We start from the raw sequence: 12,293 nt of genomic DNA on the forward strand, positions 1-12,293 counted from the left end.
GAATGCTGGTGCTGGGCGGATGCCGGTCCGGCAAGAGCCGCTATGCGCAGGAGCGCTGCGAGGCTGTCGGGAACGGGAGCCTGGCCTATATCGCGACCGCGCAGGCGTTCGACGCGGAGATGGAGGAGCGGATAGCGCGCCACCGGATCGAGCGTGGAAGCCGGTGGCTGACCATCGACGCGCCCATGGACCTGCCCGCCGCCCTGTCCGAAGCGGCCTGTCGGGCGGAGGCGATCCTGGTGGATTGCCTGACGCTGTGGCTGACGAATCTGATGCTTGCCGATGCGGACCTGGCCGGGGCCAGGGCCGTTCTGGCGGAGGCGTTGAGGGCCTGTCCCGTTCCTGTCGTGCTGGTGAGCAATGAAGTGGGCCTGGGCATCGTGCCGGACAACGCCCTGGCCCGGCGGTTCCGGGACGAGGCGGGGTGGCTGAACCAGCAGATGGCGGCCCTGTGCGAGGATGTCATGTTGATGGCGGCGGGGTTGCCGCTGCGGTTGAAGGGTTAAGGACAGGCAGCGCGGGTTTGCCGGCCATGGCGATCACCCCTCCCGGAAATCCGCCCCGATGACCCGGTAGAGCAGGATGCGGTTCCTGATCATCGCCAGGTTCGTCGCGATCGCGCTCTGCTGCGCGTTGTAAAGGCTTCTCTGGCTGGTCAGGCTGTTGAGGAAAGTGTCTATGCCGGCGCGATAGCGTTCCTCGGCTAGCTTGTAGCTCCGCTGGCTGGCGAGGACCAGCCGCTGCTGCGCAGCCTGCTGCTCGTCTATCGTGCCTTCACGCGCCAGCGCGTCGGACACCTCCTGAAAGGCAGTCTGGATCGCCTTTTCATATCGGGCGAGGCTGAGGTCGCGCTGCGCCTTGCTGTAGGACAGATTGCCTCTGGCCGCGCCCCCGAAGATCGGCATGCCGGCGGAGGGCGCCGCCGACCAGGCGAAGCCGTCGCCCGTGAAAAGCGACGACAGGGCCGAACTGGCTACGCCGATGGCCGCGGTCAGGCTGATCCTCGGGAACATCGCGGCCCGCGCCGCGCCGATGTCGGCATTGGCGGCCTTCAGTTGATGTTCCGCCTGCAGCACGTCCGGCCGCTGGAGCAGCACGTCGGAGGAAAGACCCGCCGGCACCTTCGCAATGTCGGGGGTGAGTTCCTGCAACGACCGGGGCAGCAGCGCATCTTCGACCGGCGCGCCGACCAGCAGGTCCAGGGCATTCCGGTCCTGCGCCACCTGGGTGAGGTTCGCGGCAATGTCGCTGCGCGCCTGTTCCACCGTGGTTTCGGCCTGGTGGACGTCCAGCTTGCCGATCAATCCCGCGCCGTTCAGCGACCGGGTGAGGGCGAGCGTGCGTTCGGCATTGGCCAATGTCCGGCGGGAAAGGTCTAGATAATCCTGATCGGCGGCCAAGGTCGCATAAGCCGTGGCCGTTTCCGCGATCAGGGCGATGCGGGTGGCCCGCGCCCCTTCCTCGGTCGCCAGATAGGATTCCAGCGCCGACCGGGTCAGGTTCTTCACCCGGCCGAACAGGTCGATCTCGAACGCGCTGAAGCCGATGTCGGCGCTGTAGCTGTTCTGGCGGGCGTCGTTCCGCCGGGTAAAGCCGGCTGCCGCCTCGCCCGTGACGGCGGGCAGCCGTTCGGCGCGCTGCACCCGGTAAAGGGCGCGGGCGGCCTCCACATTGGCGAGGGCGGCGCGCAGGTCGCGATTATTGTCGAGCGCTCGTCCGATCACTGTCTTCAGGCCGGCATCGCCGATCAGCGCGGTCCAGGGCAGGCCGGGTTTTTCCGCCGCCGTCGCAGGCGCATAGGCCGGGCCGCTGGGGAGGCTGGCGGGCACCGGGGGGGCGGGCCGGACATAGGTCGGCGCCATGTTGCAACCCGACAGGGCAGCCGCCGAAGCGAGGGCGCACAGGGCGCGCCTCATGCCGGAACCTCCGCAGCGGGGGCGGTGGGGGAGGGCGGGTTCTTGCGGTTGAAGATGCGCATGATCGTCAGGAAGAAGAGGGGGACGTAGAAGATGGCGAGCACGGTCGCGGTCAGCATGCCGCCGACCACCGCAGTGCCGATGGCGACGCGGCTCTGCGCGCCCGCGCCGCTCGCGATGGCGAGTGGGATGACGCCCGCGATGAAGGCCAGCGAGGTCATCAGGATCGGGCGGAAGCGCAGGCGGGCGGCCTCCAGCGCGGCGGACATCGCGTCCTTGCCCTGGAGGTAGGCCAGCTCCGCGAATTCGACGATCAGGATCGCGTTCTTGGCGGCGAGGCCCATGGTGGTGAGCAGGCCGACCTGGAAATAAATGTTGTTTTCCAGGCCCCGCAGCGTCACCGCCAGCACCGCGCCGATCAGGCCGAGCGGAATCACCAGCAGCACGGCAAGCGGGATCGACCAGCTTTCGTAAAGTGCGGCGAGGCAGAGGAACACGACCAGCACCGACAGGCCATAGAGCAGCGGCGCCTGCCCGCCGGATAGCTGCTCCTGATAGGAAAGGCCGCTCCAGGCATAGCCGGTGCCGGGGGGAAGCTGTTTTTGCAGCCTGACCATCTCGTCCATCGCCTCGCCCGAGCTGGAGCCCGGCGCGGCCTGCCCCTGGATTTCATAGGCGGACTGGCCGTTATAGCGCGACACGGTGGTCGGCCCCATCGCCCAATGGGTGGTGGCGAAGGCGGAGAAGGGGACCATTTCCCCGGTCGCGGCAGAGCGCACCTGCCAGTTGTCGAGATCGGTGGGCAAGGCGCGGAAGGGCGCGTCGGCCTGCATATAGACGCGCTTCACCCGGCCACGGTCGACGAAATCGTTGATATAGGTGCTGCCCCAGGCGGCGCTCAGCACATTGTCGACGCTGTTTTGAGTGAGGCCCAGGACCGCGAGCTTCTCGGAGTCGATGTCGACCTTGAGCTGCGGCGTGTCCTCCAGCGTGGCGGCGCGCACGCCCGCCAGTTTCGGACTGCCGGTCGCCGCCCTCATGAGCCGGTTGCGCATTTCGAGGAAGCGTTCGCGGCTGAGGCCGCCGGTATTCAGCAGTTCGAAGGTGAAGCCGTTGGACTGGCCCAGTCCGCGAATAGAGGGCGGCGTCGTCGCCAGCGCCTTGGCGTCGCGGATCGCGGCGAGTTGCTTCGTGGCGCGGTTCGCGATCATGGTCGCGCCGTTGGCCGCGCCCTTGCGCTTGTCCCAAGGCGCGAGGCTGACGAAGCCCTGCGCGGTATTTTCCCCCTGTCCGGCGAAGCTGAAACCCTGGGTCACGAAGATGAAGTCGACATTGTCCTTCTCGTCATTGGTGAAATAATTTTGGATCTGGTCGACGGCGGCGCTGGTGCGCGATGATTTGGCGCCGGCGGGCAAGGTGACCTGGACCATCACCTGGCCCTGGTCCTCCACCGGCAGGAAGCTGGTGGGCAGGCGCACGAACAGCAGCCAGAGCAGGCCGAGCATCGCCGCATAGCCGATCCAGAAGAGGGTTCGGCGGCCGATAAAGCCGTTCAGCCGCGTCATATAGCCATCCGTGACGCGACCGAACCAGCGGTTGAACCTGCCGGTCCAGCCGCGGTCGCGATGCTCATGCGAAACCGGCTTCAGGATCGTCGCGCAGAGCGCGGGCGAAAGGATCAGCGCCACCACCACCGACAGCAGCATGGAGGAGACGATGGTGATGGAGAATTGCCGGTAGATGACGCCCGTCGACCCGCCGAAAAAGGCCATGGGCAGCAGCACGGCGGACAGGACCAGGGCGATGCCGATCAGGGCGCTGCCGATCTCCTCCATCGACTTGATCGTGGCGTCCCGCGGGGAAAGCCCTTCCTCCTCCATGATGCGTTCGACATTCTCGACCACGACGATGGCGTCGTCGACCAGCAGGCCGATGGCCAGCACCATGCCGAACAGCGTCAGCGTGTTGATCGAATAGCCGAACAGCGCCAGCACGCCGAAAGTGCCGAGCAGCACCACCGGCACGGCGATGGCGGGCACCAGCGTCGCGCGCCAGCTTTGCAGGAAGACGAACATCACCACCACGACCAGCCCGACCGCCTCGATCAGCGTCTGGACCACTTCCTCCACCGACAGCTTGATGAAGGGCGTGGTGTCGCGCGGATAGGTGACGGTATAGCCATGCGGCAGGTCGGCCGACAGTTCCTCCACCCTGGCCTTGACCAGTTCGGCGGTCTTGAGCGCGTCGGCGCCGGGCGCGAGCTGCAGCGCCATGCCGGAGGCGGGATGGCCGTTCAGCCGCGCAGAGGAAGTGTAGCTTTCATTGCCCAGTTCGACCCGCGCCACGTCCGACAGGTGGACGACCGATCCGTCGCTCTGCGTCTTGACGATGATGTTGCGGAACTGCTCGGGCGTTTGCAGCCGGGCGCGGGCGGTGACGGTGGCGTTGAGCTGCTGCCCCTCCGGCGCGGGATCGGCGCCGATCTGGCCCGCCGACACCTCGACATTCTGGGCCGCGATGGCGCTTTGCACGTCGGACGGCATCAGCTTGACGGTGGCGAGCCTGTAGGGGTCCAGCCAGACGCGCATCGCATATTGCGATCCGAAGATCTGGGATGAACCGACGCCGTCCACGCGGGCGATGGCGTCCTGGAAATGATTGACCAGATAGTCGGAGATGTCGGCCTGCGACGCCGCGTCCGTCCTGTCGTAGAGGCCGACGACCATCAGGAAGTCGGTCTGCGACTTGGTGACGGTCAGTCCCTGCTGCTGCACGGCGTTGGGCAGCCGGCTCAGCGCCTGCTGCACCTTGTTCTGCACCTGCACCTGCGCGGTGTCGGGATCGGTGCCCTTCTTGAAGGTGACGGTGATCCGCGCCTGGCCGTTGGCCGTCGACGAGGAGGAGAAGTACATGAGGCCGTCTATGCCGGTGAGCTGCTGCTCGATCACCTGGGTGACGCTGGTCTCCACGGTTTCGGCCGCAGCGCCGGGATAGTTGGCGCTGATGTTGACGGACGGGGGAGCGATGTCCGGATATTGGGCGATAGGCAGGGTCAGCATCGCGCCCAGGCCCGCCATCATGATGCCGATGGCGATGACCCAGGCGAAGATCGGCCGTTCGATGAAAAAGCGGCTGAGCAAGGTTCCGCCCCCTTATTTCGCGGCCCGGTCGACGGGAACGGCCTTCACCGCGTCGCCCGGCTGCACCTTGTCCGTGCCCTCGACGATCAGCCTGTCGCCCCTCCGCAATCCGTCGGTGATCAGCCATTTGTCGCCCACGGCCTGCGCGGCGGTGACGGTGCGCCGCTCCACCTTGTTCCCCTTGTCCACCACCAGCGCGGTGGCGTTGCCCTTGGGATCGCGGCTGATGCCCTGCTGCGGCACCAGGATCGCGTTCGGCACGACCGATTGCGGCGCGACCACGCGCACGAACATGCCGGGCAGCAGCAGGCCGTCCGGATTGGGGAAACGGGCGCGCAGCGTGACGGTGCCGCTGTCCGGATCGACGATCGGTTCGGCAAATTCGATGCGGCCTTCCAGCGGATAATCGGTGCCGTCGTCCAGCTTCAGCCGGATCGTGGCGCTGGCGGGCAGCGCCTTGCCCGCCGCCAGCGCACGGCGCAACTGGAGCAGCTTGGCGCTCGACTGCGTCACGTCGACGAAGATCGGGTCGAGTTGCTGGATGATGGCGAGCGGCGTCGCCTGGCTGGCCGTCACCAGGGCGCCGGGCGTCACGGCGGACCGGCCGATCCGCCCGCCGATGGGCGCCCGGACCTGCGTGAAGTTGAGGTTGATGCCAGCCGTCTGGAGCGTGGCGCGGGCCTGTTGCACGGCGGCGGCCGCCTGGCGGGCGGTGGCGATGACGTCGTCGCGGTCCTGCGCGCTCACCGCCTCGCTCTGGCCGAGCGTGCGGTAGCGGCTGGCCCTTGCCTGGGCGGCGGCGGCGGTCGCCTGCGCGCTGGCCAGGGTGGCCTGCGCCTCATCGCGGGAAGCGCGATAGAGCGAGGGATCGATCTGGTAGAGGGGCTGGCCCGCCTTCACGGTCGAACCCTCGGTGAACAGCCGCTTCTGGATGACGCCGGCGACCTGCGGCCGGACCTCCGACATCATGGTGGATGCGGTGCGGCCGGGCAGTTCGGTGGATACTGTCACGTCCTGCGTCGCCAGCGTCACCACACCGACCTCGACCGGCCCTTTTTTGGGCGCTTCCCTCTGGCCGCAGGCGGCGACCAGGACGCAAAGCGCCAAGAGGGCGGTCCGAAGGGCGGGGAGGCGGCTGGGCATGGTCGTCGGGCGGTTCCGGAATGAAGATGGGGGACTTCGCCCGGCGCAGGGGGAGGGAGGGGCGCGCCGGGCAAAGGTCGGCTCCAGTGGCTGGCGCCGACCTGCCCCTCATCCCTCTTCGCCCCGTCGCGTGGTAGAGCGACTTTTCATCCGGTTGGATCATTGTGTAGCGGATTGTATCGATATGTAACGACCGCAGCCCGAACGCAGACTTGGCCAGCGATTGCGGTTAGAAGGAGACGATGCCCGATATGCCGCCATCCCGCCCGTTCCGCGTGATCGTCGTCGACGATGACGAGGACATAAGGGGGCTGATCGTCGGCCAGCTTGCCCAGGAACATTATGAGGTGCTGGCGGCCGGCAGCCTGAGCGAACTGCACGGAATCATGGCGGCGCGGCCGGCCGACCTCATCGTGCTGGACCTCAACCTGCCCGATGGCGACGGGCTGTCGCTGTGCCGGGAATTGCGGGCGCAGGGCAGCGGCGTCCAGATCATCATGGTGACGGCGCGGGGCAGCGCCATCGACCGGGTGCTGGGGCTGGAACTGGGCGCGGACGATTATCTGACCAAGCCGTTCGAGCCGCGCGAGCTGCTGGTTCGGGTCCGCAACCTGCTGCGGCGGTCGCGCAGCGAGGATCCGGCGCGGCAGAAGGCGGCGCGGATCGCCCGCTTCGGCTCCTGGCGGCTGGACCTCTTCCAGCGACGGCTGATCGCCAGCGACGACCGGCTGATCATGCTGTCCTCCGCCGAATTCCGCCTGCTGTCCCGCTTCATAGAGGAACCCAATGTGGTGCTCTCTCGAGAGGCGCTGGTGCCTGAACGCCGGGCGACGGCGGCGTTCGACCGATCCATCGACCTCCAGGTCAGCCGGCTGCGGCAGAAACTGGCCGACAGCCCCGGCGGCGACGGCCTGATCCTGACGGTGCGCGGCGAAGGCTATGTGCTGGCGAGCACGGTGACCTATGAATGACGGGCGGATGATCGGCGCATGATGATCCCGATCGTGGCGCGGGCGCGCAATTTCTTCCGGTCGCTGGTGGGACGGATATTCCTGCTGCTGACCGTCGGCATGACCGTGGCCGCCGTGCTGGCTCTGCTGGTGGCGGAGCAGGCCCGGCACCTCGATTTCGAACGCTGGCGCCTCCAGCGCGTGGTGGCGAGCGCGGTCGACATCGCCCAGCGGCTGAGCCACGATCCGGTGCGGATAGAGGCGATGCTGAAGGACCAGCAGATCATGGGCGCGAGGACCGCGCCGGAAGGCGTGGCGCTGGCGGACCCGGACCCCACCCTGGCGGACGCGCTGGAGGTGCGTTTCGGGCCATATTCGAATCCCGAAGCAGGGCAGGTGCCGGTCGGGCTGTGCTTCCCCGCGAGCAAGGTCGACCCCAATAATCGGGCGGCCGGCCTGATCGACGCGCCACGGCCCGATTGCTGGGTCGTCCGCTTCACCGACAGCACGGGCCAGCGGCGCTCGCTCGCCCTATACCTGCCGCGGGTCGCCAAGCCGCCCAGCAATCTTGCCAGGCCGATCTACCTGCTGCTGATCCTGTTGTCTTCGGCGGGGCTGGCGATCGTCGTCGCGCGCTTCGTCGCCAAGCCGCTGCGACGGTTGGAGCGGGCGGCCGAAGCCTTTTCGGTGTCGGTCGATCCGGAGGAAATCCCCGAACGCGGGCCGGAGGAGGTGCGGGCCGCACTGTCGACCTTCAACCTGATGCAGCGCCGGGTGCGCGCCGGTTTTGCCGAGCGGACGCAGTTGCTCGCCGCGATCAGCCATGACCTTCAGACCCCGCTCACCCGCCTGCGGCTGCGGCTGGAACTGGTGGAGAATGAGGAGTTGCGGGCGCGGCTGTTGCAGGATCACCAGGCGATGATGACCCTGGTGCGCGAGGGGCTGGACCTAGCGGCGAGCACCGAGGCGCAGGAGGACTGGTCGATGATCGACATCGATTCCCTGCTCACCAGCATGGCGGAGGACGCGCAGGACCTGGGATCGCCCGTTCGTTTCCTGTCGGGCTGCGGCGGCACGGTCCGCGTCAAGCCCAATGCGCTGACCCGCTGCATCAGCAACCTGGTGAACAATGCGGTGAAATATGGCGGCAGCGCCGATGTCAGTTGCATGCGGCAGGGCGGGCGCGTGCTGATCGAGGTGCGGGACCATGGGCCGGGCATCGCGCCCGATCAACTGGACCAGATGTTCGAACCCTTCACCCGCGGCGTGGCGGGGCAGCCGGGCGGGCGGCCGGGCACGGGCATTGGCCTCACCATCGCCCGATCCCTGGCGCTGAGCTTCCAGGCGTCGGTGCGGCTGGCCAACGCGCCGGACGGGGGGCTGGTCGCGACGATCGACATGCGGGCGTAACGGCTTCGGCTTTTTACCTTGCGGCGAGGGCGCATTCCAATCTTTCATGCTGAGAAATCTCGGCATGAAAGGAGGGTTTGCGGTGGTCCCTCTCGCCCGAAGCCGATGCCTGCGGATGGAACCAACGCGGCCCTGGCGAGATTATCTCCTTTACCCTCTTCCCTCTCAAGGCCTCAGGTGACACTATGCATCAGATCGCGGCGGGGGATCGTCGCGCCGATTTGAAGACGCTGCATGGCGGCGGCGCGGCAAAGATGTTGCCGGCCGCAATATGACGGTCGTGCAAATGCCGGAAATGCTCTTGCGTAGCCGGACAAGCATCGTGCGTTCTTTTGCAAAGAAGTTTTCGGATAAAATTCCGCGCAGATTTAAATTTTTTAACCTGCCATCCTTCTATTACACTGTTTTTACGGACCATATGGGTCTATATATATTCCACGGCTACTTTAGCGGGAGTCGCCAGTGACAAAGAATGAGCTGTTTTCCAGCTTCACGCGGAAGTTCGATGATCGGCGCCAGGCCGAAATGTCCATCGAAGATTATCTGCTGGGATGTCGCAACGATCCATTGATGCACGCATCGGCGCCGGAACGGCTGCTGGCCGCCATCGGCGAGCCTGAGATCATCGACACGTCCCGCGATCAGCGGCTGGGCCGCATCTTCATGAACCGGACGATCCGGCGCTACAAGAGCTTCACCAACTTCTACGGCATGGAAGGGACGATAGAGCATATCGTCAGCTTCCTGCGCCACGCCAGCCAGGGACTGGAGGAGCGCAAGCAGATCCTCTACCTGCTTGGCCCGGTGGGCGGCGGCAAGTCGTCGCTGGCCGAACGGCTGAAGGCGTTGATGGAGGTGCACCCCATCTATGTGCTGAAGGCGGGGGATGAAATCAGCCCGATCTTCGAAAGCCCGCTCGCCCTGTTCGACGCGGAGACGCATGGCGACTTCATAGAGGAAAATTACGCCATCCCCCGCCGTCGGCTGACCGGCATGATCAGCCCCTGGTGCCGCAAGCGCCTGGACGAATATGGCGGCGACATCTCCCAGTTCAGGGTCGTGCGCATGATGCCCTCCCGCATGCGGCAGGTCGCCATCGCCAAGACCGAACCGGGCGATGAGAACAACCAGGACATCAGCTCGCTGGTCGGCAAGGTCGACATCCGCAAGCTGGAAATGCTCTCCCAGAACGATCCCGACGCCTACAGCTATTCCGGCGGCCTCAACCGGGCGAACCAGGGCATGCTGGAATTCGTCGAGATGTTCAAGGCGCCGATCAAGATGCTCCATCCGCTGCTCACCGCGACGCAGGAGGGCAATTATATCGGCACGGAGAATATCGGCGCCATCCCCTATACCGGCATCATCATGGCCCACAGCAATGAATCGGAATGGGCCAATTTCAAGAACAACAAGAATAACGAAGCCTTCATCGACCGCATCTACGTCATAAAAGTCCCCTACAGCCTGCAAGCCACCGAAGAACGCCATGTCTACGAAAAGCTGCTGCGGGAATCCGACCTCAACAAAGCCCCCTGCGCGCCGGGAACATTGGACATGCTGGCCCGCTTTTCGGTCCTGACCCGCCTGCGCGAGCATGAGAACAGCAATCTCTACTCCAAGATGCGAGTCTATGACGGCGAGATGCTGCGGGAAATCGACCCGCGCGCGAAAAGCCTCCAGGAATATCGCGACGCCGCCGGCGTGGACGAGGGCATGTCGGGCATCTCCACCCGCTTCGCCTTCAAGGCGCTGTCGGCCACCTTCAACCACGACACCAATGAGATCGCGGCCGACCCGGTCCACCTCATGTACGTGCTGGAGGGCATGGTCCGGCAGGAACAATTCCCGGCCGAAGTCGAAGCCCGCTACCTGGAGTTCATCAAGGGCGAACTGGCCCCGCGCTATGCCGAATTCATCGGCAATGAAATCCAGAAGGCCTATCTGGAATCCTATCATGATTACGGCCAGAACCTGTTCGACCGCTATGTCGCCTATGCCGATGCGTGGATCGAGGATCTGGATTTCAAGGATCCTGACACCGGCCAGCTTCTGGACCGGGAGGTCATCAACCAGGAACTGTCCAAGACCGAAAAGCCAGCCGGCATCGCCAACCCCAAGGATTTCCGCAACGAGGTCGTGAAATTCGCCCTCCGCATGCGGGCGAGCAACGATGGCCGCAACCCGTCCTGGACCAGTTACGAGAAAATCCGCGAAGTCATCGAAAAGCGGATGTTCAGCCAGGTCGAGGATCTGCTGCCGGTCATCAGCTTCGGGTCGAAGAAGGACGGCGAAACCGCGACCAAGCATGATGAATTCGTCGCGCGCATGATCGAAAGGGGCTATACGGAGCGGCAGGTCCGGCGCCTGGTCGAATGGTATATCCGCGTGAAACAGGCCGGTTGATGGAGGCGCCAAGCCCGCCATGCACATAGTCGACAGACGGTTGAACCCAGGCGGCAAGAGCCTGGTCAACAGACAGCGCTTCCTGCGAAGGGCAAGGGCCTATGTGCAGCAGGCGGTGCGCGACAGCCTGAAGGACCGCAGCATCAAGGATCTGGACAAGGAAGGCCAGATTTCCATCCAGCGCGACGTCATCCACGAACCGACGCTGCACCGCGCCGCGCAGGGCGGCAGCCGCGAACGGGTCTTCCCCGGCAACCACGACTATATGGAGGGCGACAAGATCAAGCGCCCCGACGGCGGCGCGGGCGCGGGGTCGAAGGCCGGGCAGGGCGAGGGGAATGACGATTTCCAGTTCGCGCTCAGCCGGGAGGAATTTCTCGACCTGTTCCTGGACGATCTGGAACTGCCGGACCTCGCAAAGCGGCGGCTGATCGGCGGCGCGGTCGACGGCATCCGGCGGGCAGGCTATTCGACCGCCGGCAACCCCTCCAACCTCTCCGTGCCCCGCACCATGCAGAAGGCGATGTCGCGCCGCCTGGCGCTGCGCCGCCCAAAAGGCGCCGACCTCGCCCGGATCGAGGAGGAAATCGCCCTGATCGAGGCGCGCACTCCGCCTCTGCCCGACGACGCCACGCGGCTGGAGGCGCTGCGGGAGGAACGCTCCACCGTCATCCGCCGCCGCAACCTCATCGCCTATATCGACCCCGTCGACCTGCGCTACCGCCGCTTCGAAACGGTGCCCAAGCCCGTCGCGCAAGCCGTCATGTTCTGCCTGATGGACGTCTCCGGCTCCATGACGGAACATATGAAGGACTTGGCCAAGCGCTTCTTCGCGCTGCTGCACCTGTTCCTGTCGCGCTGCTACGAACATGTGGAGGTGGTGTTCATCCACCATACCGACCGGGCGGCCGAGGTGGACGAACAGACCTTCTTCTACAGCACGGTCACAGGCGGCACGCTGGTGTCCAGCGCGCTCGACAAGCTGATAGAGGTGGTGCAGGAACGCTTCCGGCCCGACGACTGGAACATCTATGTGGCGCAGGCGTCGGACGGCGACACGATGCAATCCGACAATGGCCGGGTGGTCAGCCTGATGCAGCAGGAAATCCTGCCCTTCAGCCAATATTTCGCCTATCTGGAGGTCGGGCGGGAGGAATTCGCCGACATAGAATCGATCGGCACGACCACCGGCCTGTGGCAGGCCTATGCCCCGGTTTCAGACGCCAACCGCAATTTCGTGATGCGCAAGGTGCATCACCGCCGCGAAATCTACCCCGTCTTCCGCGAATTGTTCCAGCGCAAGGGCGTGGCGGAGCGGAGTTCATGAT

General features: G+C 65.6%; 8 protein-coding genes. 5 read left to right on the forward strand and 3 right to left on the reverse strand.

The features are described from left to right. Positions 1-2 precede the first annotated feature (2 nt). Entirely contained in the window at positions 3-506 is a 504-nt protein-coding gene (gene cobU / locus SIDU_RS11955) for a bifunctional adenosylcobinamide kinase/adenosylcobinamide-phosphate guanylyltransferase (protein WP_007686074.1), read from the forward strand. 33 nt (positions 507-539) lie between these two features. On the opposite strand, the gene SIDU_RS11960 is transcribed toward cobU, so the two are convergent. The 3 genes from SIDU_RS11960 to SIDU_RS11970 are packed head-to-tail and all read right to left on the reverse strand — an operon-like array spanning position 540 to position 6,199. Then, entirely contained in the window at positions 540-1,916 is a 1,377-nt protein-coding gene (locus SIDU_RS11960; protein WP_007686071.1) for an efflux transporter outer membrane subunit, read from the reverse strand. After that, a complete protein-coding gene (locus tag SIDU_RS11965; protein WP_007686069.1) occupies positions 1,913-5,056 on the reverse strand; it encodes an efflux RND transporter permease subunit in 3,144 nt (1,047 codons plus the stop codon). The genes SIDU_RS11960 and SIDU_RS11965 overlap by 4 nt, the downstream gene beginning before the upstream one ends. A gap of 12 nt (positions 5,057-5,068) precedes the next feature. After that, a complete protein-coding gene (locus tag SIDU_RS11970; protein WP_007686067.1) occupies positions 5,069-6,199 on the reverse strand; it encodes an efflux RND transporter periplasmic adaptor subunit in 1,131 nt (376 codons plus the stop codon). A 242-nt stretch (positions 6,200-6,441) separates the two neighbouring features. Here SIDU_RS11970 and SIDU_RS11975 point away from each other — a divergent pair, with 242 nt between their 5' ends. From SIDU_RS11975 to SIDU_RS11995, 4 genes are all read left to right on the forward strand, one after another. Beyond that, on the forward strand, positions 6,442-7,170 hold the full coding sequence (locus SIDU_RS11975) for a response regulator (RefSeq protein WP_007686066.1): 729 nt from the start codon (positions 6,442-6,444) through the stop codon (positions 7,168-7,170). 18 nt (positions 7,171-7,188) lie between these two features. Further along, complete coding sequence (locus SIDU_RS11980) at positions 7,189-8,559, forward strand: ATP-binding protein (protein ID WP_007686065.1); 1,371 nt, start codon at positions 7,189-7,191, stop codon at positions 8,557-8,559. Between the two features lie 462 nt (positions 8,560-9,021). Then, complete coding sequence (locus tag SIDU_RS11990) at positions 9,022-10,965, forward strand: PrkA family serine protein kinase (protein WP_007686063.1); 1,944 nt, start codon at positions 9,022-9,024, stop codon at positions 10,963-10,965. Positions 10,966-10,984: 19 nt separating this feature from the next. Next, positions 10,985-12,292, forward strand: a complete 1,308-nt coding sequence (locus tag SIDU_RS11995; RefSeq protein WP_007686062.1) for a YeaH/YhbH family protein — start codon at positions 10,985-10,987, stop codon at positions 12,290-12,292. Position 12,293 lies beyond the last annotated feature (1 nt).

Source organism: Sphingobium indicum B90A (assembly GCF_000264945.2).
GTDB classification, from domain to species: Bacteria; Pseudomonadota; Alphaproteobacteria; order Sphingomonadales; family Sphingomonadaceae; genus Sphingobium; species Sphingobium indicum.